Source organism: Kitasatospora sp. NPDC058965 (genome assembly GCF_042741245.1).
Taxonomy (GTDB): Bacteria; Actinomycetota; Actinomycetes; order Streptomycetales; family Streptomycetaceae; genus Kitasatospora.
This window is the reverse complement of the sequence record NZ_JBHYKG010000085.1, coordinates 1-22256: the sequence shown is the minus strand read 5'-3', so window position 1 is coordinate 22256 and position 22256 is coordinate 1. Positions and strand designations below refer to the sequence as shown.

General features: G+C 72.2%; 23 protein-coding genes. 12 read left to right on the top strand and 11 right to left on the bottom strand.

Annotated features, from left to right (window positions below):
- The first annotated feature begins 155 nt into the window (after positions 1 to 155).
- The 9 genes from ACFW1A_RS16670 (at position 156) to ACFW1A_RS16630 (ending at position 7742) form a co-directional block, all read left to right on the top strand.
- The gene (locus ACFW1A_RS16670) at positions 156 to 611 is read left to right on the top strand and encodes an SRPBCC family protein (protein WP_380409647.1); all 456 of its coding nucleotides are present in this window, start codon (positions 156 to 158) and stop codon (positions 609 to 611) included.
- A 116-nt stretch (positions 612 to 727) separates the two neighbouring features.
- On the top strand, positions 728 to 1030 hold the full coding sequence (locus tag ACFW1A_RS16665) for an ArsR/SmtB family transcription factor (RefSeq protein ID WP_380409645.1): 303 nt from the start codon (positions 728 to 730) through the stop codon (positions 1028 to 1030).
- Positions 1031 to 1136: 106 nt separating this feature from the next.
- A complete protein-coding gene (locus tag ACFW1A_RS16660; protein WP_380409643.1) occupies positions 1137 to 1448 on the top strand; it encodes a hypothetical protein in 312 nt (103 codons plus the stop codon).
- A complete protein-coding gene (locus tag ACFW1A_RS16655; RefSeq protein WP_380409641.1) occupies positions 1448 to 3037 on the top strand; it encodes an alpha/beta hydrolase in 1590 nt (529 codons plus the stop codon). Before ACFW1A_RS16660 ends, ACFW1A_RS16655 begins: the two co-directional genes overlap by 1 nt.
- Positions 3038 to 3072: 35 nt before the next feature.
- The gene (locus ACFW1A_RS16650) at positions 3073 to 3612 is read left to right on the top strand and encodes a hypothetical protein (protein WP_380409639.1); all 540 of its coding nucleotides are present in this window, start codon (positions 3073 to 3075) and stop codon (positions 3610 to 3612) included.
- A gap of 136 nt (positions 3613 to 3748) precedes the next feature.
- Positions 3749 to 4195 (top strand): hypothetical protein, encoded by a 447-nt coding sequence (locus ACFW1A_RS16645; protein ID WP_380409637.1) that lies wholly within the window; start codon positions 3749 to 3751, stop codon positions 4193 to 4195.
- 10 nt (positions 4196 to 4205) lie between these two features.
- Entirely contained in the window at positions 4206 to 6461 is a 2256-nt protein-coding gene (locus ACFW1A_RS16640) for a hypothetical protein (RefSeq protein WP_380409635.1), read from the top strand.
- 190 nt (positions 6462 to 6651) lie between these two features.
- Positions 6652 to 7125 carry a hypothetical protein gene (locus ACFW1A_RS16635; protein ID WP_380409633.1) on the top strand — a complete coding sequence of 158 codons (474 nt, stop codon included), beginning with the start codon at positions 6652 to 6654 and terminating at the stop codon, positions 7123 to 7125.
- Between the two features lie 59 nt (positions 7126 to 7184).
- Positions 7185 to 7742: a DinB family protein gene (locus tag ACFW1A_RS16630; protein ID WP_380409631.1), complete on the top strand. Its 558-nt coding sequence runs from the start codon at positions 7185 to 7187 to the stop codon at positions 7740 to 7742.
- 4 nt (positions 7743 to 7746) lie between these two features.
- Here the strand turns inward: ACFW1A_RS16630 and ACFW1A_RS16625 are convergent, their stop codons facing one another.
- Positions 7747 to 8316 (bottom strand): TetR/AcrR family transcriptional regulator, encoded by a 570-nt coding sequence (locus ACFW1A_RS16625; protein WP_380409629.1) that lies wholly within the window; start codon positions 8314 to 8316, stop codon positions 7747 to 7749.
- A gap of 136 nt (positions 8317 to 8452) precedes the next feature.
- On the opposite strand from ACFW1A_RS16625, the gene ACFW1A_RS16620 reads away from it, so the two are divergent.
- The gene (locus tag ACFW1A_RS16620) at positions 8453 to 9043 is read left to right on the top strand and encodes a dihydrofolate reductase family protein (protein WP_380409627.1); all 591 of its coding nucleotides are present in this window, start codon (positions 8453 to 8455) and stop codon (positions 9041 to 9043) included.
- 22 nt (positions 9044 to 9065) lie between these two features.
- Here ACFW1A_RS16620 and ACFW1A_RS16615 read toward each other — a convergent pair whose 3' ends face one another.
- From ACFW1A_RS16615 to ACFW1A_RS16605, 3 genes are all read right to left on the bottom strand, one after another.
- A complete protein-coding gene (locus ACFW1A_RS16615) occupies positions 9066 to 9911 on the bottom strand; it encodes a hypothetical protein (protein ID WP_380409625.1) in 846 nt (281 codons plus the stop codon).
- Between the two features lie 200 nt (positions 9912 to 10111).
- Positions 10112 to 10321, bottom strand: a complete 210-nt coding sequence (locus ACFW1A_RS16610) for a DUF397 domain-containing protein (protein WP_380409623.1) — start codon at positions 10319 to 10321, stop codon at positions 10112 to 10114.
- Positions 10318 to 11130 (bottom strand): Scr1 family TA system antitoxin-like transcriptional regulator, encoded by an 813-nt coding sequence (locus tag ACFW1A_RS16605; protein ID WP_380409621.1) that lies wholly within the window; start codon positions 11128 to 11130, stop codon positions 10318 to 10320. Before ACFW1A_RS16605 ends, ACFW1A_RS16610 begins: the two co-directional genes overlap by 4 nt.
- 171 nt (positions 11131 to 11301) lie before the next feature.
- Between ACFW1A_RS16605 and ACFW1A_RS16600 the strand changes: the two genes are divergently transcribed.
- A complete protein-coding gene (locus ACFW1A_RS16600) occupies positions 11302 to 11736 on the top strand; it encodes an ATP-binding protein (protein ID WP_380409619.1) in 435 nt (144 codons plus the stop codon).
- Positions 11737 to 11739: 3 nt separating this feature from the next.
- Here the strand turns inward: ACFW1A_RS16600 and ACFW1A_RS16595 are convergent, their stop codons facing one another.
- The 3 genes from ACFW1A_RS16595 to ACFW1A_RS16585 all read right to left on the bottom strand — a co-directional run bounded on the left by ACFW1A_RS16595 (position 11740) and on the right by ACFW1A_RS16585 (position 15314).
- Positions 11740 to 13110: a S8 family serine peptidase gene (locus ACFW1A_RS16595; protein WP_380409617.1), complete on the bottom strand. Its 1371-nt coding sequence runs from the start codon at positions 13108 to 13110 to the stop codon at positions 11740 to 11742.
- 76 nt (positions 13111 to 13186) lie between these two features.
- On the bottom strand, positions 13187 to 14725 hold the full coding sequence (locus ACFW1A_RS16590) for a hypothetical protein (protein ID WP_380409615.1): 1539 nt from the start codon (positions 14723 to 14725) through the stop codon (positions 13187 to 13189).
- A 52-nt stretch (positions 14726 to 14777) separates the two neighbouring features.
- A complete protein-coding gene (locus tag ACFW1A_RS16585; RefSeq protein ID WP_380409613.1) occupies positions 14778 to 15314 on the bottom strand; it encodes a hypothetical protein in 537 nt (178 codons plus the stop codon).
- A gap of 247 nt (positions 15315 to 15561) precedes the next feature.
- Between ACFW1A_RS16585 and ACFW1A_RS16580 the strand changes: the two genes are divergently transcribed.
- Positions 15562 to 17472 (top strand): FUSC family protein, encoded by a 1911-nt coding sequence (locus ACFW1A_RS16580; RefSeq protein WP_380409611.1) that lies wholly within the window; start codon positions 15562 to 15564, stop codon positions 17470 to 17472.
- A 26-nt stretch (positions 17473 to 17498) separates the two neighbouring features.
- Here ACFW1A_RS16580 and ACFW1A_RS16575 read toward each other — a convergent pair whose 3' ends face one another.
- The 4 genes from ACFW1A_RS16575 to ACFW1A_RS16560 all read right to left on the bottom strand — a co-directional run bounded on the left by ACFW1A_RS16575 (position 17499) and on the right by ACFW1A_RS16560 (position 22152).
- Entirely contained in the window at positions 17499 to 19307 is a 1809-nt protein-coding gene (locus tag ACFW1A_RS16575; protein ID WP_380409609.1) for an ABC-F family ATP-binding cassette domain-containing protein, read from the bottom strand.
- 42 nt (positions 19308 to 19349) lie between these two features.
- Positions 19350 to 20294, bottom strand: coding sequence for a 4-(cytidine 5'-diphospho)-2-C-methyl-D-erythritol kinase (locus ACFW1A_RS16570; RefSeq protein ID WP_380409607.1), 945 nt, complete (start codon positions 20292 to 20294; stop codon positions 19350 to 19352).
- 65 nt (positions 20295 to 20359) lie between these two features.
- A complete protein-coding gene (gene rsmA, locus ACFW1A_RS16565) occupies positions 20360 to 21238 on the bottom strand; it encodes a 16S rRNA (adenine(1518)-N(6)/adenine(1519)-N(6))-dimethyltransferase RsmA (protein ID WP_380409605.1) in 879 nt (292 codons plus the stop codon).
- Positions 21239 to 21276: 38 nt separating this feature from the next.
- A complete protein-coding gene (locus tag ACFW1A_RS16560) occupies positions 21277 to 22152 on the bottom strand; it encodes a TatD family hydrolase (RefSeq protein ID WP_380409603.1) in 876 nt (291 codons plus the stop codon).
- Between the last annotated feature and the right edge of the window lie 104 nt (positions 22153 to 22256).

Sequence of the window (22256 nt, the reverse complement as noted above, 5' to 3'; positions counted from 1 at the left end):
GCCGGGCCCCGGACAGCCGCCGCTCGGGTGACGGGGGCGCGCAAAGTTCGTACACACTCCGGGGTGGTGCGCTTCTGCCTCGATGTGCAACCGTTGGGTTGCACATCGAAGTCCGCCGCCCGCCCGCCGCCGCGGGCACAGCCCTGGGAGTCGCCGTGGTTCCGGACCGGATCGAACGAGAGATCACCATCGCCGCCCCCGTCGAGCGGGTCTGGGCCGTACTGACCACCGCGGAGCACATCGGCCGGTGGTTCGGCGTCGGCACCCCCGCCTCGGTGGACCTGCGCCCCGGCGGCCGGATCGTCTTCGACCACCCGCCGCACGGTCCGCTGCCCGCCGTCGTCGAGCGCCTCGACCCGCCCCACCTGCTCGCCTACCGCTGGGCCGTGGCCGGCCCGCAGGGCGCCGACCCGACCCCGGAGAACTCCACCCTGGTCGAGTACCGGCTCGCCCCGACCGAGGGCGGCACCCTGCTCACGGTGGTCGAGAGCGGCCTGGCCGGCGTGCTGATGGCCGAGCCGGACCGGGCCGAGCGCCACCGGGCCAACAGTGCCGGCTGGGAGCGCACCCTGACCGGCCTGCGCCGGTACGCCGAACCGCTGGCCGCGTGAGCGGGGGCGGGGGCGGAGGCGTGAGCGGGGACGGGGGCGCGAGCGGAGGTGGAGGCGGGGACGGGGGCGCGAGCGGTCGTGCGGGCGGTCGTGCGGGCGGGTCCGGCCCCGGACCGGTGCTGGCCGCCCTCGCCGACCCGACCCGGCGTCAGCTGCTGGACCTGATCGCGGCCCGCCCGGACGGCAGCGCGACGGCCACGGAGCTGGCCGGCGCGGTTCCGGTCACCCGGCAGGCGGTGGTCAAGCACTTGGCCGTCCTGGCCGAGGCCGGACTGGTCGAGCCCCACCGCACCGGCCGCGAGGTCCGCCACGCCCTGCGCACCGCACCCCTGCTGGACACCGCCCGCTGGCTGACCGAGCGCGGAGCGGCCTGGGACCGCCGCCTGGCGGCGATCAAGGCGATCGCCGAGGAGGACTGAGGAGGGCTTGGGCGGACCGAGGGCGGGGCACGCAGTCTTGGTTTGCCCACGCTCGTTACTCTTTGCATATGCTTGCCCACGTCAGGTAGCGGGAGTGGGGAGCGCGATGAGCGACGGGTTCCAGGTCCGACCGGACGAACTGACCGCCGCCGGCTCCTCGGCGCACGCGGTGGCGGATCTGCTGCCGGTCCAGTCCGACCGGCTGGGCGCGGCCGTGGCGGGCGCGGCAGTCGGCCTGCCCGGCTGGCGCACCGCCGCCGCCCTGCAGTCCTGGGGCGCCGCGTGGCACACGGTCCTCGGCGAGCTGGGGCAGCAGCTGACCGCGCAGGCCGAGCAGCTGGGCACCACGGCCGACCGCTACCGAACCGGCGAGCTCTCGGCCCTGGACGGCTTCCGCAGCGCGCTGGCCGGCCGCTGATGGACCTGGCCACGCTGCGCGACGCCCGACCCAACGCCCTCCCCGACGCCGCCGAGGCCTGCGAGCAACTGGCCGGCGCACTCCGCGACCAGGCCGAGGAGTGGCGCTCCGCCGTGCTCTGCCGCACCGTCAACTCCGGCTGGCAGGGCGCCGCCGCCGAGAGCTGCCGCACCACCCTGGAGTCCGCCGAGCACCAGCTGCTCTCCGCCCGCGCCGAACTCCTCACCCTGGCGGCCACCCTGCAGAGCGGCGGCGAGGCCCTGCGACTGGCCCAGGCCCGCCTGACGGACGCACTGGCGGAGGCGGCCGCCACAGGGGTCGCGGTGGACGGGGAGGGACACCCGGACGCCGCCGCGGACGACGACCTCGCGTCCCGGGTCAGTGGCGCACTGATCGACGCGGACACCGCCGACCGCGCGCTGGCCGAGCAGTTGGCCGCCCACACCCGGGCCGCCGCGGACGGCACCGCCCTGGACTACCGCGGGTACGCCCCCGATCCCCTCTCCCCCGCCGTCGCCGCCCCCGACCTGCTCGCCGCCGCCTTCCCACCCGCAACCACGGCCCCCACCGAGGTGGCCGCGTGGTGGCGCAGCCTCCCCGCCGACGAACAACAGCACCTGATCACCACCCGCCCCGACCTGATCGGCAACCGCGACGGCCTCCCCGCCACCGCCCGGGACCAGGCCAACCGCCTCACCCTCGCCCGCTACCTGACCACCTACGCGGACCGCCCCACCCCCGCCGACCGCACCAAACTGGCCGGCTTCCAGGCCATCCAGGCCCGCCTCGACCGCAGCGGCACCACACCACCGGTCCTGCTCCTCGGCGTGTCGGACCAGGGCCAGGGCCGCGGCATCCTCTCCTTCGGCAACCCGGACACGGCCACCAACGTGAGCGCGTACGTCCCGGGACTGGGGACGGAACTGGGGAACGTCGGGGGGAAGGACGGGGACCGGGCGTTCAACGTCTGGAAGGCAGCCAACAAGGCGGATCCCACACGGGGCACAGCCTCGATCGTCTGGCTCGGCTACGACCCTCCTCCTGGGCTCGACAAGCTGGATCCTGCCTCGCTGGAGGTGATGGATGACCAACGTGCGAAGGCGGGCGCGGTCAGCTATTCCACATTCATGGCCGGCTTGCGCGCCAGCCACGAAGGCTCGCCGGCACACATGACCGCCCTGGGCCACAGCTACGGTTCCTTGACCGTTGGCCTCTCTGGGCAGAGTCCGGGCGGTGATCACGCAGACGACATGATCCTCATCGGGAGCCCTGGCACTGGAGCCGAGCACGCGTCACAGCTCGGAATCCCGACGGACCACGTATGGGTCGGAGCTGCCGAGAACGATCCCGTCACCTACACCCCCGATCCGGTCGGCAACCTGACTGGAAACCTCGAAGAACGCTGGTTCGGCCGTGATCCCGCGAGCGCTGACTTCGGCGCACGGCGCTTCGACGTGGCAGATGGCCCGGCACACAGCTTCTCCGCACACTCGAACTACCTGGATTCGAGTGGCGGCAACTCACTCACCAACATCGGGCAGATCGTCTCCGGACACGCCGACCGAGTGAAGACCCAGCCGTACCGATGAATCCACCAAGACTCCCGCACCTGCTCGCGCTGTTGATGACGCTCACTCTGGTGAGCGGTTGCCAGTCCGCGAAGCCTGGACCCGAGGCCACCGTGATGACTCCCACTGAGGCGAAGGTCAAGCTCACCGCGCTTCTCGACGACACCATGGCCGCGGTCACACCTTCGCTCGGCTTCAGGGACAGTTGGCCTGATGTCACGGAGAATGACACGCCGCGGGGCACCGCCAATGTCTCGCTCGACAGGTTCATCACGACCAAGGTCGATCCGACCAAATACGGGGCCCTGCTCGGTCTGGTGGAACGCCATTGGAAGGCACGTGGCTACACGATCGAGAGCGTGAACGCCGACGCCACCATGCCTGCCATCTTCGCCAGAGCCAGCGACCAGGAGGCCATTCACCTGACAGTCGGCTACCCGGGAAATGTCACGCTCACTGCCAACGTCAGCCCCATCAAAGCCCCGGACCCGGCAGCGAGCACCGACCCGTTCGGCCCACGCCCCACCGAACCCACCAGCGCCAACGGGAACCTGGACCTGCTCCCCACCCTGGACGACCCCTTCTGGTCCCACTGACCGATCCCCCGCTCTGAACGGCCTTGCGAAGCCCGCACACAGCGTGAACGCGAAACACCGGACAGTCGAACACCGTCACGGTATGTTGATCCCCGGTCACGGGACCGACCCGTGCCGTGGAAGCGCTGGGGGGCGCATGAGCGATCCACTGGAGTTCGAACGCCGGATGAATCCCTGGCTGTTCGACAGCGCAGGCAATCTGACCGACCAGGCCAAGCAGCAGTTCCCCGACCTCGCGGCGGCGGCTGCGCACGCGCCGGCGCCGGGGTGGAGTCCGGCCACCGGGGGGACGGTGGTGTCGGTGGACCCGGCAGCGCTGCAGCAGGCCGGGCAGAACGCGCAGGCGTTGCAGGCTGCCCTGCGCGCCGAGTGCGGCGGTCCGGAGGCGAGCCTCGGGCAGGCGGTCAGCTCGTTGAACGGGTGGGCGAGCAGCGCGGCGATCAGCGCGGCGTGGCAGACGTGGAGTCTGCAGGCCCAGGCGCTCAGCAGCACGTTGGACCAGTTGATCACCAAGCTGGAGACCACGGCCCGCACCTACGCCCAGGGCGAGGACCACAACCAGCGGCGGTTCCAGGCCTCTTGAGGAGTCGGACATGGTGACGTTCTACGAGCTCCACAACACCGACCTCGCCTCGCTGGACGCCTTCGCCGCCGACTTCGAGCGGCTGGTCCGCCGGTGGGACCTCGGCGAGTCACTGAACAGCGGCGTGCTCGCGACGCTCCGCGGCACCAACTGGCGGGGTGATGCCGCCACCAGTGCGGCCGCCGCCATCAACGGGATCCGCACCCAGATCGACGCGGCCTTCGACGAGGCCGGCGCCCTCGCGGTCGCGCTGCGCGACGCGCACACCGAGTTCCTCGCCGCCCAGCAGGACCTGTCCCGGGCCCTGCAGGAGGCGGCCGACCACGCGATGACGGTGGACGGCAGCGGGACCGTGCAGTGGGAGGCGAAGGGCAACCCCGACGACCCGGACGCCACCGCCTACGCCAAGTCCGCCAAGCAGAACGCGGACCTGGTCAAGCAGGCCATCGATGCCGCCGTCGCCCGTGCCACCGAAGCCGACAACGCGATGGTGGCTGCCCTGTCGGCCGACACGGGCAGTAGCACGAGCTCCTTCAACAGCGCTCCACTGGGCGGTATTTCGGAGATCGAGGCGCAGCAGGCCGCGGACCTCATGCGACTCGGCGACAAGGCCACCGACGCCCAGGTCGCCCAGCTCGACGCCCTGCTGAAGGCACACCACGACGATCCCCGGTTCGCCACGGCGTTCTACACCTCGCTCGGGCCGGAGGGGTTCCTCAAGGACCTCGGCAGGTTGGACCAAGGTCCCGGTCTGATGCAGGGTCCACGCTCGGGGATGTTGACGGACCTCCAGGGAGATCTGGGCCTCACCCTGGCGACGGCCACCAGGTCCGGCAACCAGCCCCATCTGTCCGACGACTGGGAGGCCGGGCTCCGCAAGGCCGGCGCCACGCAGTACTCCCTTAGCACCGGGAGCCCGCCCGGTGGCCGACCGTACGGCTATCAGATCCTCTCCAACGTGCTGCGCACCGGGCAGTACGACCCGCACTTCCTCACCCCCGTCGCCGAGCACATCACCCAACTCACCGAGGCCGACCCCGGCCGCTGGAACGAGGCGACGGCGCTGAGCGGCCTGGTCCACCGCGACGGCCTGGGTTCGGGCGACGGCGGCTACAACCCGATGTCGGGGGTGCTGGAGGCACTGGGCCACAGCCCGGACGCGGCCCTGCAGTACTTCCACGACCCGGCCACCCTCTACAACCCGGACGGCACGGTCCTCAGGACGGGCGCCGAGAACCATTACCTGCACGAGCTCACGGACCCGAAGAGCGGGGTGCTGCAGGACGTCCTGCTGAGCAAGAACGATGCCCCGGGCGGAGTCGCCCCGGACGAAGCGACGTCACTGGGACACGCGCTGGAGGCAGCGACGACCGGCGCAGCATGGGACGCGCCGCCCGATGTCGCACTGCCGCCGCACAGCGGCGCCATGAACGACCTCACGAGCCAGGTGGTCAGCACCTTCGGGCACCAGAACGGACCAGACCTGATCCATGGCGACGGGGCGCCCTTCGCGCCCCTGAACGGCAGCTTGGGCCACATGGTGGCGGCCCATGTCGCTGACGCGCAGCAGGCAATCGCCGGCGGGCCCTCCGGGCCGCAACAGAGCCACACTCCCGGTGCGCCGTTGAACAGCGCGGACACACTCAGATTGGTGGCCGCGCTTGGTCGGGATCCGGAGGCCTACGCCAGCGTGCTGCACGCCCAGCAGGCCTACACCGCGGCACAGATTCACGATGTGCTGCTTCAGAATCCCGGTCATGGCGACCTTCTGGCCGAGGCGGTCCGAAACACCGCGCAACCCGGCGGCGTGATGGCCGGTGTCCTCAACGGCGGTCGGGTCGACGAGGTGTACCACACCCACCAGATCAGTGATGCCGCGTACAACGCGAAGATCGACGAACGGGCCGAGTGGGCCACCAAGGCCTGGGACCTGAGCGCAGGCAAGGAAGCAGCAAAAGCACCGGTGCTCGGGGACTACGTCAACAAGCAGGCCGACGAAATGATCCAGAACATCGCAGGCAAGTACAGGATCGACAGCACCAATATGGCCCGGGACCAAACCGCGTCCATCCTGGAGACCTGGGGATCCGTCGAGTCCGCCAAGGCGGCCGTCCGCGCAGCTGCCGTAGGTACCTCGCTCGATGCGCAGACCGTTCAGACACTTGCCGATTCGGCCGCCACCAGCGCACAGAGTGGCTACGGCGTCGGCTATGGGACGCTCTATCAGGGGGTGAGCCGTGGCGCTGGAGGCGCAGGACAGGCATGAGCCGGTAGGACGTCCGCACCTGGGTCGACGATCTCTCATATCCGCCCTGGCGCTCGCCGTCATAGCAGCACTGGTAATCGGCGGAATGCTGTGGCGAGCCTCGCCACGGCCGGTGGAATTGCCGGCGAGCGCGTGCTGGGGAGAGCTCCAGAGAGCCGACCTCCAGCCGCTTGCCGGCAAGAGTGGCAAGGTGTCCGAGAGCCTGCTGAGCACGATTGACGGCTCCTACCCGGGCGGGTGGCCGAACCGCCAGTGCAACCTCGGGCTGAGCAGCCGGGGGCCGGCCTTGCTGGGAGTGCTGATCAACTCGAAGGGCGAGAACGACGGCGCGACCCAGTTGCGGGGGTTCGGGGCGACGACGGTGACGCCTGTGGATTTCGGTCCGGACGCGCCGGGTTGGGTGGGCAGTGGCGGGGACCCGGCGGTTGCGTTGTACCTGAAGTGCGACTTCGAGGGGTCGACGAAGGCCTTGCATCCCTACACCGATCCGTTCATCGAGGTCCACGTCTTCACCTCGGCGGGGCTCGCCAGCGCTTCCCCGGGCGAAGTACGCCAGGCGCTGGCCGGAATCGCTCTGAAACTGGCGAAGGCCGTGGTGCGGAGATTCCCCTGCTACAACCAGGTGCAACTGGCGGACCGGGCCCCCGTACTGCCGCCGGGGTGAGGCTGCACGGAGGAAACCCGGTGGCGGACCGGGCCACTTGGCGCGTAAGCATGCGAAGCATGACCCAACTCCCCACCCGCTGGACCCAAGCCACCGTCTACCCCGACATGTGGGCCGACCCCGACACCGATCCGCGCGACAACGACTCCACCCCGGAGGGGGAGTTGGCGACCCTGCAGGAGTACCTCGCCAACTACCGGCTGACCCTGCGGATGAAGTGCGACGGGCTGAATCCGGAGCAGCTGGCCCGGCGGTCGGTGCCGCCGTCGACCATGTCGCTGCTCGGGCTGGTGCGGCACCTCGCGGCGGTGGAGCGGGACTGGCGGAACTGGGTGACCGACGGGGAGCCGGAGCCGAAGCTGTACGGGCAGCGGGACGCGGACTTCGACGGGGCGGTGGGCGAACCGGACGTGGTCGAGGGGGCGTTCGCCGACCTGGCGCGCGAGCAGGCCGCGACCGACGCCGTGCTGGACGGCCGGGCGGACCTGGGCGAGAAGCTCGGGCGCGAGCAGATCGCGGTCCGGGCCATGCTGGTGCACCAGATCGAGGAGTACGCCCGGCACTGCGGACACGCTGACCTGCTGCGCGAGTGCGTCGACGGCCGGGTCGGCCAGTAACCGCTCAGGCGGGCGGGAGCAGGCGGTCGACCAGGGCATCCACCAGGCGGCCGTCCTGGTCGACCAGGTCGGGCAGCGTGAGGCGGTCCAGGATCAGGCCGGTCATGCCCAGGTAGAGCAGGACCACCGCGTCGCGGTCGCCGGGGAGCCGCTCGCCGAGGTGGAAGGCGATGTTGGCGTCCAGGTCCGCCCGGAGCGTGTCGGTGAGGGCCGCCCGCAGCTCCGGGCGGCGGGTCGCTTCCAGGCGCAGTTCGAGCATCGCCAGGTAGCCGGCCCGGTCCTGGTCGATCCGGCGCAGCACGTCGTGCATCAGCGCGGTCACCAGGGCCCGGTCCCGCGGGGCGCCCAGCAGGTCCGCGAGCGCGGCCGGGTCCGGGGTGAGGCGGTGGTGGATGCGGCCGGCCGTCTGGTGCAGCAGGTCCTCGCGGCTGGCGAAGTAGTTGGACGCGGTGCCGCCCGGGACCCGCGCCTGCGCGTCCACCGCGCGGAAGGTCAGGCCCCGGGCGCCTTCCCGGGCGAGCACCTCGATGGCGGCGTCGGTGAGGGCGGCACGGCGGGCCGGGTTCAGGGCCATGGGGGTTGATCCTCCGTCAGGTCGGCGGGCGGGCCGGGGAATGCCTTGCAAACCACTACACCTGAAGTACTATACCTGTCGTGGTTAGCGACAGCCCCGCCCACCACAGCCATGTCACCCCAGAGCAAGGAACTGGATGCGCAAGCTCACGTACTACGTCGGCGCCACCGTCGACGGCTACATCGCCGCCCCCGACGGCAGCTTCGACTTCCTCCTCTCGCGGTACCTCACCCCGGACTTCCTGCCGCACCTGATCGGCGAGTACCCCGAGACGCTGCCCACCCCGGCGCGCGCCGCCTTCGACGTCGCGGACGCGCCCAACACCCGCTTCGACACCGTCCTGATGGGCCGCGGCACCTACCAGCCGGGCCTGGACGTCGGACTCACCAGCCCGTACGCCCACCTGCGCCAACTCGTCTTCTCCCGGTCCCTGGGCAGCAGCCCGGACCCCGCCGTCGAGGTCACCGCCGAGGACCCGGTCACCGTGGTCCGCCGGCTCAAGCAGCAGCCGGGGCTGGGCATCTGGCTCTGCGGCGGGGCCGATCTGGCCGGACAGCTGGCCGACGAGGTCGACGAGTTGATCATCAAGCAGTACCCGATGGTGGCCGGCGCCGGGATCCCCCTGTTCCGCACCGGGTTCGGCACGCGGGGCTTCTCCCTCAGTGGCAGCCGGGCGTTCGACAACGGAACCCTGGTGCTGACCTATACCCGGACCACGGACCGGTAGCGCCGAGCCGCAGCCAGTGGCGTCAGCCCGTCCGGCCGGGCACCGGCCCGGCCCGGCCGGTACCCCTGGACCGCTCCCGGGCCTCACGGGCAACGGCCCGCGCCCGGGCGATCACCGTGGGACGGGCGCCGGTCGAGGCGGGCGGGAACGGCGGACAGCCCGGACAGTGACGTGAGGGTGGCGCACCCGCGGGGAGGGGCGCGCGGCAGGAGGCGCACTCCGAGCGGCGCTTCCCGCGCTGCGGTTCGGGTGGCAGACGGTCCAGCAACCGGCGACGGGTGAAAGCTCCCGGACTGTGGACCGCGGTGGGCAGGCCGGCCGCCAGCACGGTGCGGAACTGCTGAGCGGTGATGCCGCGGGCGAACCAGTCAGCCGCCAGGGGCTCCAACTCGGCGCATTCACGGGCGGAGAGGGTCAGGCGCGCGTCGACCGACCCCAGGGAGGCCAGGGCACGGTAGGCCTCGGATCGGGCCGACGGGACGGGCGAGGGGTCCTCGCGAGTGCTGCCGGTGCGACGGTCGGCGAGGAAGCGTTCCCACCAGGCGACCGGTCGGGGCGTGCGGGAGAAGAAGGTGCGGAACACCCAGCGGGTGAGCCCCTCCCCCACGGTCTCGCGGACCCGGAGCAGGTGCCCGGCACGGGTCAGCGCACGGAGGGCGGAGCGCACCGCCTGCTGTCCGTACCGGGGTTGCTCGCGGGCGAGGGTCTTGGTGTCGATCGCCGCCCCGTCCGGGAGGCGGTCGATGAAGGCCGCCAGGTACGCCTCGCGCTCGGGCAGGTGTGCGAAGTCCGTTGGTCCGGACGGGTGCTGGGCGGAGGCGGAACGCTTACCGAACCCGGGGGCGGCGGTAGGATGGGTGTCAGCCACAGGATCGACGGCTTTCGATTCGTAGGTCAGACCCCCGTTCGGTGTTGGTAGCACCGGCGGGGGTTGTTCTTTATGCGGCGAAAGCTACACGCAAATGCGGTGCGTGGCCAATCGATGACAATTAGTCATACTTGCTGGTCTGCAGGTGCCTTGGAGCGGCCGGATGGGTGGGAGGGTGGGTCAGGACCACCCACCGTTCCTCAGAAAGGGCGCTCGGATCCCGAAGCCCGAAGCTCGGGTGCACCGGCGAGGAACGCCACCCAGGCAGCAGCGGCGAAGGAGAGCACCGGGCCGGCCTGGTCCTTGGAGTCGCGCACGTGGACGGTGGTGGGGCACCGGGCGACTTCGACGCAGTCGCCGCCCTCGGAATCGCTGTAGCTGGACTTGAACCATGCCAATTCCGTGTTCACAGTGCCTCCGCCAACGTACCGATGAACTGCGCGGACTCCTCAACTCCCAAAGCCTGCATGCGGATCATGCCATGACGCTGGGTCAGGATGCTGAGCCTTTCAGCGTCGGCGTGCAGGACACCGCTGGACTGGCCCTCCACGTACGCATAGTGCTGATGTTCCGGGGTTTCCAACAGAACGAAGGGGCCGGACAGCGCCGGAACGACTCCACGACCAACTGGCAGGATCTGAACGCTGACGTTGCGCCGTTTGCCGACTTCAAGCAGGTGACGCAGCTGGCCCTTCATTACCTCCGGCCCGCCGACCTTGGCATGCAACGCTGCCTCGTAGATCACGAACCCGAAGAGAGCAGGCGGGTTGCGACTCAGCTTTGCTTGGCGCTCGATTCGGGCAGCAACACGCTCGTTGACCGTGTCGTCTCCGAGAGGAGGGCAATGGTCGGAGATGAGTGCCCGGGCATAAGCAGGGGTCTGGAGCAGTCCGGGGATCAGCAGACTGGCATAGGAGAGCAGTGCGATTGCTGCCTCTTCTACAGCTACGAACTCCTTGGCGTGGCTGGGAAAGCGCTCCGGCTTCAGGTACGCCGTGGCCGCCAGCAGCATGCCCCGCGCGTCACACAGCGTCTCCGCCGCCGTCAGCACCTTGAGGCTCGGCCTTCGTCGGCCCTGCTCCATCGATTTCACTGTCTCGACGTCATAACTCGACTCGTCGGCCAGTTGCTCCCTGCTGACACCGCTTCGTTCACGCCAGAGTTTGAGCTGGTTCCCGCAGTACCGCCAGGCGACCGGAGGTTCCGAGTTCGCTCCCACCACAGCACCCCCAGGAGGTTCGCGGGTACACCACGGGTACAGGAACCGGTTGGACCCGGTCTGCCACTCCCGAGGCTAGAGCTGCAGCGCCACGGTAGGAGCTGCAATGGCCGGATTGCTGCTCGCGCGAGTGAGATCCGGCTCCCTCAGGTTTGTGCCCCAAGGACTCTGATGGTCACTCAGCCCCCGGCAGCCCCGTTTGCCACCACCGTTCGCCTGCCGCGCTCCGCCCGCAGTGTCGGCAAGGCCCGGGCTGCGTTCCGCGCGGACGCGGCCGCCTGGGGCCTCCCGGTGGACGAGACCGACACCGCCGCGCTGCTGCTCTCCGAACTCCTCACCAACGCCTGCCGCCACGCTCACGCCCCGCGTGACCGCTACCTGGAGGCCGGTTGGGCCCTGGACCGACCGGCCGGGGTGCTCCGGGTAGCGGTGTCCGACGCGAGCCGCACCCTGCCGAAGCCCCGTCAGGCCGCGCCCGACGACGAGTCGGGGCGCGGCCTGGAGCTGCTCACCGCGTTGGCCACCGCCTGGGGCGCCGCACCGCGCGAGGGCGGGATCGGGAAGACCGTGTGGTGCGAGCTCAAGGTGCCCGTCGAGCGGGCGTGACGGTCAGGGCTGGCGGTACGGGTTGGCGGGCGGAGTGCCCTGACCCCCGGGCTGCTGCGGGTCCCCGTACGGCTGCTGCTGCGGGGACACCGGATAGCCCTGCTGCACCGGGGCCGGCGGGTCGCCCGCCCGGTTGCGGCGCACCAGGACCACCACCAGGCCGACCACCACGAGCAGGCCGACCAGCGCGCCGCCGAGGATCAGGGGGAGGTTGCTGGAGCTGGACTTGGCGGGGCTGGGCACGCCACCGGTGGCCCGGTGCTCGGTGGGGGTAGGTGCGGGGGTCGGGGTGACGGCGCCGGAGGGGGAGGCGGAGGGAGCGCCAGAAGGCGCGATCCCGATACCGGCCTGGACCAGCGGGTTCACGTCCGCCGGACCGGGGTCGCCGGTGTACTGGACAGCCTTGCTGGGGCTGACGTTGCCGAACCCGATGTAGTTGCTGTGCTGACTGCCGTCGTTCGGCTTGTTGGCGGACTCGATCAGGACCCGGAGTACCTGGTTCCCGGTCCAGCCGGGGTGCAACTGCCAGACGATTGCGGCGGATGCGGACGTGAGGGCTGTCGCGAACGAGGTCCCGTGGCCCTTGCAGTACCCGCTCGGGTCGATGCAGGCGGTGTAGATGTCGAGCCCCGGAGCGGCGAGTGCGATCTGCGGACCGTACTCGGACTCCGAGGTGTGCGTTCCGGTCTTGTCGACCGCAGCGATGGCGGCGACACCCGGTAGCACGGCCGGGTACATGTTCGGGTTGCCCTCCTGGGCGCTGTTCCCAGCGCCCGCGAAGATGACCGCGCCCTTTGCTATGGCGTGATCAACCGCTGTCTTGGCGGCAGCGATGTCGGAGGGCTGGAGGTCGACGTCGCGCATGGCCAGCGAAATGCTGATCACTTTGGCGCCGTTGTCGGCGGCGTAGGTGATGCCTTCGCTGACCTCGTGCAGGGTCTCGGCCGACGACACCGCAGTCGACGAGTTCACCTTGATCGGGAGAACCTTCGCACCGGGGGCCAGCCCGGTCGCGCCTTGGCCTCCGAAGCTCTTCCCGGACCCGACGATGGCGCTGACCATGGCGGTACCGTGGCCATCGGTGTCGGTGTCCACACCGCCGGGGAGTCCGCTGAAGTCCTTGCCGGGGAGCAACTGTCCCTGGATGTCGGGGTGATCAGCCTTCACACCACTGTCGATCACCGCGACGGTGACCCCGGCTCCGGTGCTGGTCTGCCAGACACCCGGCATGTGAAGCGCGTCCAGATGCCACTCGTCACTGCGTGGGTTGTCCGCGGCCTGAGCACCGGTCGCCAAAGCGCCCGTCGCAAGCAGGGTCATGACCACCAACGCGGCAGTCCGCCGCCCCCGTACTCCGGTGCCGTACCGCCGCATTGCACGCTTCCTTCCCCGTAGCGCAGGTCTGCCCGGTCACCGAGTCCTCCCCAGTGACCGGGCAGTGAGTCCGTCCCTACTCAATCACGTCCGGGTTGCTCTCCGGGGTGCCATCGATCCAGGTCTCCTCGTCCTCGACGAGGTAGTCGGCACGGTTCCGGCGGTCCTTGCGCTTGCTCGCGGTGCCGACCCCGCCACCGGGCATGTACCCGGGCTCTCCCTCGCCCACGGCGCGGGCCTCGCCACCGGCACGGCGCAGACCGGTCCCGCCGGGGGTGAATTCCCCCTCGGCGCTCTCGCCGCTGCGGCGCCCGCCGACCACACCACCAGGAGTGGAGGTCAACCCGCGCCCGCGGCCGATGCCACCGGCGCGGCCGCCGCCGTGCATGCCGCCCATGCCGCCGCCCATGCCACCCATGCCGCCGCGGCCGCCGCCCGGCAGCTCTTCCTCGCCGCCGATCACCTGGCCGCCGCCGAACGGGCTCTTGGCCGACGTTCCGCCGGGCTTGATCGCCCCGCCGGTGATCCCCTCCTCGGGGTTGTTCCCACCGCCGATCACGCGACCGCCCGGCACGCGAGTGCCACCACCCGTGATGCCCGGGAAGTCACCCTTCCCGGAGCCACCGCCGTACACCGGGCTGCCCCCGGGGTAGCCGCCGGGAATCCCGCCCGGGCCACCGCCGTAGGTGGTCGGTCCGTCAGGTCCGGTCGGATTCGGCCCGGTCGGCGCGGGCAGCGTGGGCGTGCTGGTGGGCGGAGCGTGGTCGATGCCCGTGCTGGGCGGCTGCACCGGGCCCGGTGTGGGCGTCGGCTTCACCGGGCCGGGCTCCCACTCGATCGGAGGCGTGGGGTGCATGCCCGGCGGGCTCACCGGCGTCGGCTGCACCGGCCTCGGCGTCATCGTAGGAGGCGGGGTCGAGACCTTGCGGATCGTGGTGGTCCTGCCGCCGCCGGTGGAGGTGCCAGTTCCGCCGTAGTTGACGCCCTCCAGACCACCGACGTCCTTCGGCTGCGGCCCCATGACGGCCGTCGGGCTCGGCGGGAACAGCGGCGGCGTCTGCTGCTGCATCACCGTCGTCGACTGCTGGTACGCCTGGGCCAGCGACACCATGTGGCTCACCGCCGCCTGGTGGTCCTGGTCGATCTGCGCCTGCGCCGCGGTGGCCTGGCTCGCCGTGACCCAGTAGCGGTCCACGGAGGAGCGCTGGGCGTCCACGTCCGGGGTGGCCCACTTCATCTGGTCCGTGCGGGTCTGCACGGTGGCGAGCTGGTCGGTCGGCAGGCCGGGCATCGCCTTGGCGGTGCCGAGCGCGGTGCCGGCGGCCTCGATCTGGCTGGAGGCCGTGGTGGCGTAGCCGCTCAGCTGCGTGGTCGCGTCGGCGACCTTGGTGACCCAGTCGCGGAAGCTGTCGGCGGCAGGGCCGGTCCACTCCAGGTGCTGGCTGTGGGCCGAGAGCTGGCCACTGATGTCGGCCAGGTCGGTGGCCGCCTTGGTCAGCGCCGAGCTCCGGTCCGAGAGGACGCTGGGCTGGGCGTTCTTGACCATGTCCAGCAGCTGCTGGTGACTCATGCCGTCGAAGTACGAGTACAGGTCGTCGGTCTGTGGCCGTGGCATCAGGCTGCCCTCCCGGTCTCGAAGTCAGACGCCCGGTGGAACTGTGCGGTCGTCATGAGAGGTTGCCGTCCGTAGTACCGCCACCGGTCGTGGTCTGGCCGCCCGTCGTCGTGCTGGACCCGCTCGTGTTCGCGCCCGCCACGATCCCCTCCGGGGTGACCCCGGAGTTGTACTGCACGTCGGTCTGCTGGTGGATCCGCCACAGCGCCACCCGCTGCGAGTCGTCCACGTTCTGGTAGCCGCTGATGTTGACGTTGAGCGCGATGCTCATCGCCTCGATCTGGTTCGCCAGGGTCTGCGAGAGCGTCTGCAGGTTCTGGTGCACCACGTCGTAGGCACCGAGCAGTTCCGTCGCCTCGCCGAAACCGGAGCCCACGTGGCCCTGGTCCAGAGCCTGGGCGGCCATCGTCTTCTGGTCCAGCCCCGTGCCCGTGCCACCGAGGGACTTGAGGATCCCGTCCACCCGGGTCTTGAAGCTGGTCAGCGTGTCGACCTCGACCGACAGCGCCTGACCGTTGTTCTTCGCCAGATTGGCCCAGTACGCGGGGCTCTCCCCCGGGCCGTCGCCCGGATCGATCCGGATCACCATGGTCCACCTCCCCCGTGCACGACGGCCTCGCCGCCGCCGTGCCGCAACACTTCGTCCCTCAGCGGCCACCAGGCATTCAGCGAACCGCAGTTGCCAGCCTCACATCCTAGCCAGCGCCCCCGACGGGGCGGCAGGCCCCTTGGGGGGAAGGGGCCGCATCGGTACGGAGTTGTCACGCGCGGGACGATCCGGCGAAACAGCGCAGCGCGAGGATCGAGGCAGGCACGAGCAGGAAGGCGGCCCGGGTGTGACAGCGTTGACCGACGTGACCAGCGGCGCGATCCCCCGGCAGTACGAACCCTGGTGGGCCCGCGCGGCGCGGCCGGCGCGACCGGTGCCGGCCTGGGCGCCGGCGGTCCGGGCGGCCGTGGGCATGGCGGTGCCGCTGCTCGCGGGGCTGATCGGCGGTCACCTGGTGCTCGGGGTGTACGCGGGCCTGGGCGCGATGCACGCCACCCTCAACGACCGGACCGAGCCGGCCCGGTTGCGGCTGCGCCGGATCGGCGGTGCGCTGGGCGCCTCGGCGCTGGGCATGCTGGTGGGCGCGGGGCTGGCGCACGAGCAGGCGCGGTGGGGCACGCCGCTGGTCTGGGTGGTGCTCACCCTGGTCGGCTTCGCCTCGGGCGCGGTGAGCGCCACCGGTCCGCGCGGTTCGGCGGCCGGCATGCTGCTGCTGGTCTCGGCCACCCTGGGCAGTGGGATGGCGCCCGCCCGGCCCTGGTGGGCCGCGGCCGCGATGCTGCTGGTGGGGGCGGTGCCGGTGCTGCTGCTCGGGCTGCGCTACCGGGTGCGCCCGGGGCAGGACCCGCGGCAGCGCGCCCTGGTGACGGTGTACCAGGCGCTCGGCGACGTGCTGGCGCGGCTCGGCACGCCGCAGGGCGCCACCGCCCGCCAGGCCCTGACGGCGCGGCTGAACCAGTTCCAGGACCTGCTGACCGGCGACGAGCCCGCCGAGCTGCGCCGGGCCTACGAGGCGGCGCTGGCGGCCACCGAGGCGGCCAGCGGGCTGCTCTGGGCCTGGCGGGCGGTGCCGCCCGACGTGGTCGCGGTGCCGGGGCTGCTCGCCCGCCGGCTGGCCGGCGGCACCGATGCGGCGGAGCTGCCGGACTGGTCCCCGGCCACCCCGGCCCAGCGCGCGCTCGACGAGGCGTTGCGCACCGCGGCCGACGCGGTGGCGGGCCGCCCGGCGGACCCGGCGCGGCTGGTGCGCACCGCCCCGGTGCCGCCGCCGGACCCGTGGCGGCTGCGGGTGCGGCTGCTCTCGCGGGGGTCGCTGCGGTACGGGGCCCGGGTGGCGCTGTGCATCGCGGTCAGCGGGGTGCTCTGCGCGGGGCTGCCGCTGGAGCGCGGCTACTGGGTGCCGATGACGGTGGCCTTCGTGCTCAAGCCCGACCTGGGCTCGGTCTTCCTGCGGGCCGTCAGCCGTTCGGTGGGGACGGTGCTGGGGGTGGCGGTGACGGCCGTGCTGCTCTCGCTCACCACCCAGCGGTGGACGCTGGCGGTGGTGGCGGCCCTCTGCGTGGCCCTGCTGCCCTACACGACGGCGGCGCACTACGGGCTGAACGCGGCGGTGATCACGCCGATGGCGCTGGTACTGGTGCAGTTGGGCGGGCAGAGCGGGGTGGCCGAGGCCTGGCCGCGGGTGCTGGACACCGCGCTGGCCAGTGCCGTGGTGCTGGTCTTCGGCTACCTGCTCTGGCCCGAGCGGGCGCCGCACCGGATCGAGCCGCGGCTGGTGGTGGCCGCGGACAGCCTGCGCGCCTACCTGATGAGCGCCACCAGCAGCCGGGACCAGGCCCAGGTCTGGCTGCGCCGGACCACCTACCGGGCGCTGGCCGAGGCGCGCCAGGAGGTGCGCCAGGGGCTGACCGAGCCGCCGCCGGCCGCGCGGCGGGCGGCGGCCTGGCTGCCGGCGACGGCGGCGCTGGAGCGGCTGACCGGTGCGGTGGCGGCGTACACGGCCCAGCTGCGCTACGGCGGGCGGACCAGCGACCCGGCCGAGGTGGAGCGGGTGCTCGCCGCCCTGGACCGGTTGGCCGCCGCGGCCCGCGCCCACCGCCCGCCCACCGGCCGCACCAGCCGCCCGCCGGGCCCGCACGACCCGGACCGCAGCGCGCTCACCCAGGCCGCGGGCGAACTCGAACAGCTACTGGCCTGAGGCGATCGAGGCGACCGAGGGGGCCGTCAGGAGTCGGCCAGCTCCAGCCAGCTCATCTCCAGCTCCTCCTTCTCCGCCTGCACCTTGCGGAGCTGGCCGTCGAGCTCGGCGACCTTCCCGAAGTCGGCCGCGTGCTCGGCGAGCTGCTCGTGCAGCTTGCCCTCCTGCTGCTCCAGCTTGGCGATCTGCCGCTCCAGCTTGGCGAGTTCCTTCTTGGCCGCACGGCTGTCGCCGGCCGACTTGGCGGGCGCGCCCGCCGCCGCGGCCACGGCCGGCGCGGGGGTCGGGGCCGCGGCTGCCGCCATCGCCGCACGACGCTCCAGGTACTCGTCCACGCCGCCGGGCAGCATCCGCATCCGCTTGTCGCCCAGCAGGGCGTACGCCACGTCCGTGGTCCGCTCGATGAAGAACCGGTCGTGGCTGATCACGACCATCGAGCCGGGCCAGCCGTCGAGCAGGTCCTCCAGCTGGTTGAGCGTCTCGATGTCCAGGTCGTTGGTGGGCTCGTCCAGGAAGAGCACGTTGGGCTCGTCCATCAGCAGCCGGAGCAGCTGCAGCCGGCGCCGCTCACCACCGGAGAGGTCGCCCACCGGGGTCCACTGCTTGTCCTTGCCGAAGCCGAACTGCTCGCAGAGCTGACCGGCCGACATCTCGCGGCCCTTGCCCAGGTCCACCCGGCCGCGCACCTGCTCCACCGCCTGCAGCACCCGGGTGGTCGGCTCCAGCTCGGCGATCTCCTGGGAGAGGTAGGCCAGCCGGACCGTCTTGCCGACCTTGACCACGCCGGAGGCCGGCTGCACGTCGCCCTGCGAGGCGTACGCGGCCTGCATCGCGCGCAGCAGCGAGGTCTTGCCGGCGCCGTTGACGCCGAGCAGGCCGATCCGGTCGCCGGGGCCGAGGTTCCAGGTCAGCCCGTGCAGCAGCTCCTTGGGGCCGGCCGTGACCGTGACGTTCTCCAGCTCGAACACGGTGCGGCCCAGGCGGGCGTTGGCGAACTTCATCAGCTCGCTCTTGTCGCGCGGCTCCGGCACGTCGGCGATCAGCGCGTTGGCCGCCTCGATCCGGTAGCGCGGCTTGGAGGTGCGGGCGGGGGCGCCGCGGCGCAGCCAGGCCAGCTCCTTGCGGGCCAGGTTCTGCCGCTTCTGCTCCTCGGTGGCCTCGATCCGGGAGCGCTCGGCGCGGGCGAACACGTAGTCGGAGTAGCCGCCCTCGTACTCGCGCACCTCGCCGCGCTGCACGTCCCACATCCGGGTGCAGACCTGGTCCAGGAACCACCGGTCGTGGGTCACGCAGACCAGCGCCGAGCGCCGGTTCTGCAGGTGCTGGGCCAGCCAGGCGATGCCCTCCACGTCCAGGTGGTTGGTGGGCTCGTCCAGCACGATCAGGTCCGGCTCGCCGAGCAGCAGCTTGGCCAGCGCGATCCGGCGGCGCTCGCCACCGGAGAGCGGGCCGATCACGGTGTCCAGGCCGTCGGTGAAGCCGGGCAGGTCCAGGCCGCCGAACAGGCCCTGGATGATGTCGCGGATCCGGGCGTCGCCCAGCCACTCGTGGTCGGCCCGGTCGGCGATCACCTCGTGCCGGATGGTGGCCTTCGGGTCGAGCGAGTCGTGCTGGGTGAGCACGGCCATCCGCAGGCCGCCGGAGTGCGTGATCCGCCCGGTGTCCGGTTCCTCCAGCTTGGCGAGCATCCGGATCAGGGTGGTCTTGCCGTCGCCGTTGCGGCCGACCACACCGATCCGGTCGCCCTCGCTGACGCCGAGGCTGACCCCGTCCAGAAGGGCCCGGGTGCCGTAGACCTTCGTGACGGACTCGATGGTGGCGAGATTGACGGCCACGTGCGCAGCGCTCCTGAGGTCGGACGTAGGTGAGCTTCCAGCCTAGTCGGCGCCGGGCGCGGCCCCGGCGATCACCCGGGCGCCCGGGACCGGGCCGTGGGTGGCGTGCGCGGCGCGGCAGGTGCCGGAGGCGGTCAGCGCGGCCGCGACGGCCTCGGCGCCGGCCGCGTCCTTGGCCAGGAAGGCGCAGGTCGGCCCGGAGCCGGAGACCAGCGCGGCCAGCGCGCCGGCGGCCAGGCCCGCGTCCAGGCAGTCGGCCAGCGCCGGGCGCAGCGAGAGCGCGGCGGCCTGCAGGTCGTTGCCGACGGCGGCGGCCAGCGCGACGGGGTCGCCGCCGGCCAGCGCGGCCAGCAGCGCGGCGGACGGGTCCGGGGTGGGCACCCGGTCGACGCCGCTGCCGGTGCCGGCCTCCTCGCGCAGCCGGTCGCACTCCCGGAAGACCGCCGGGGTGGAGAGGCCGCCCTCGGCCACCGCGAAGACCCAGTGGAAGCTGCCGGCCACCGGCAGCTCCTCCAGCAGCTCGCCCCGGCCGCGGCCCAGCGCCACCCCGCCCAGCAGGGCGAACGGCACGTCGGAGCCGAGCTCGGCGGCGAGGTCGAGCAGCACCGCCTGCGGGGTCGCCAGGTCCCAGAGCGCGTCGCAGGCCACCAGCGCGGCCGCGCCGTCCGCACTGCCGCCGGCCATCCCGCCGGCCACCGGGATCGACTTGTCGATGTGCAGGTGCACGTCGGCCGCCACCCCGTGGTGCGCGGCGAGCAGCCGGGCCGCGCGGGCGGCCAGGTTGCTCTCGTCCAGCGGCACCTGGTCGGCGTCCGGCCCGGCGCAGGTGAGCGTGACGCCCGCGCCGGGCGCGGCGGCGGTGGCCGTGACCCGGTCGCCGAGCGCGACCGCGAAGAAGACGTTGGCGAGGTCGTGGAAGCCGTCGGCGCGCAGGCCGCCGACCCCCAGCTGGACGTTGACCTTGGCGGGCACCCGGACGGTGATCACTGCTCGGAATCCTTCGACTCGTGCTCGGCGGAGGGCTGTCGCCCGGCGGGCTGCCGCTGGGCGGTCTACTGCTGGGGTGCGGGCTTGTGCTCGGCGATGGCCGCGAACTGTTCGACCGTCAGCATCTCGCCGCGCAGCGTGTGGTCGATCCCGGCCGCGGCGATCGCCTGCTCGGCGGCGGCCGGCGAGCCGGCCCAGCCCGCCAGGGCGGCCCGCAGCGTCTTGCGGCGCTGGGCGAAGGCGGCGTCCACCACGGCGAAGACCTCGGTCCGCGAGGCGGTGGTGACCGGCGGCTGACGGCGGATCAGCGAGACCAGGCCCGAGTCCACGTTCGGTGCCGGCCAGAAGACGTTGCGCCCGATCGCCCCGGACCGCTTCACGTCGGCGTACCAGTTGGCCTTGACCGACGGCACCCCGTAGACCTTGTTGCCCGGCTTCGCCGCCAGCCGGTCGGCGACCTCGGACTGCACCATGACCAGGGTGCGCTCGATGCTGGGGAAGGTGGCCAGCATGTGCAGCAGCACCGGCACGGCGACGTTGTACGGCAGGTTGGCCACCAGCGCGGTGGGCGCCGGCCCGGGCAGCTCGGTGACCTCCATCGCGTCGCTGAGCACCAGGTCGAACCGGCCCGCCGCGTCCGGCATCCGGCCCGCGACGGTGCTGGGCAGGTGCTGGGCCAGCAGCGGGTCGATCTCCACCGCGGTGACGTGCGCGGCCACCTCCAGCAGCGCGAGGGTGAGCGAGCCCAGGCCGGGGCCCACCTCCACCACCGCGTCCTCGGGGGTCACCCCGGCCGCGCGGACGATCCGGCGCACCGTGTTGGCGTCGATCACGAAGTTCTGCCCGCGCTGCTTGGTCGGGCGGACCCCGAAGGCGGCGGCCAGTTCCCGGATGTCGGCGGCGCCCAGCAGGTGCTTGTCAGAGGTGGGGTCGGTGGTGCTCACCGGCTAAGGATATGCGGCCGGGTGGCCCGGGACGCCGCTCAGTAGTCGAAGGCCCGTGCGGTGTTCGCCGCGATCGCCGCCGCCAGCTCGTCCTCGCCGGTCCCCAGGGTGGCGGCCATCGAGCGGACGGTGACCGGGATCAGGTACGGCGCGTTGGGCCGGCCGCGGTAGGGGTGCGGGGTGAGGAAGGGGGCGTCGGTCTCCACCAGGATCCGGTCCAGTGGGGTGACGGCGAGGGCGTCGCGCAGCGGCTGGTTGGCCTTGAAGGTGACCGGGCCGGCGAACGAGAGGTACCAGCCGTGCTCCGCGCAGAGCTTGGCCATCTCGGCGTCGCCCGAGTAGCAGTGGAAGACGGTCCGCTCGGGGGCGCCCTCGGCCAGCAGCACGTCGATCACCTCCTGGTGGGCGTCCCGGTCGTGGATCACCAGGGCCTTGCCGTGCCGCTTGGCGATCTCGATGTGCCGGCGGAACGACTCCTGCTGGATCTCCACGCCCTCGGGCCCGGTGCGGAAGTAGTCCAGGCCGGTCTCGCCGACCGCACGGACCTGCGGCAGCGCGGCCAGCCGGTCGATCTCGGCGAGCGCCTCGTCGAGCGCGGCCGAACCGCCGGGTCCGCGGCGCTGACCGCTCCAGCCGTCCGGGTCGCCGAGCACGATCCGCGGCGCCTCGTTGGGGTGCAGCGCGACCGCGGCGTGCACCTGCTCGAACTCGGCGGCCAGCTCGGCGGCCCAGCGCGAGCCCGGCAGGTCGCAGCCGACCTGGACCACCGTGGTCACGCCCACCGAGGCGGCCTTGGCGAGTGCCTCGGCCGGGGTGCCGGACTGCATGTCCAGGTGGGTGTGCGAATCGGCCACCGGCACCGCCAGCGGCGCGGGCAGCGGGGGCGGGGTCGAGCGGTCGTCGTCCTTGGCCATGCTGCAGAGCCTAGTGCCGCGTCAGGCAACCTTCGCCCCGTCGCGACCCCCGGCACGCACTCTCGCCGCACCGGACGAAAGCCCAAGTACGACCCAGTACGAGG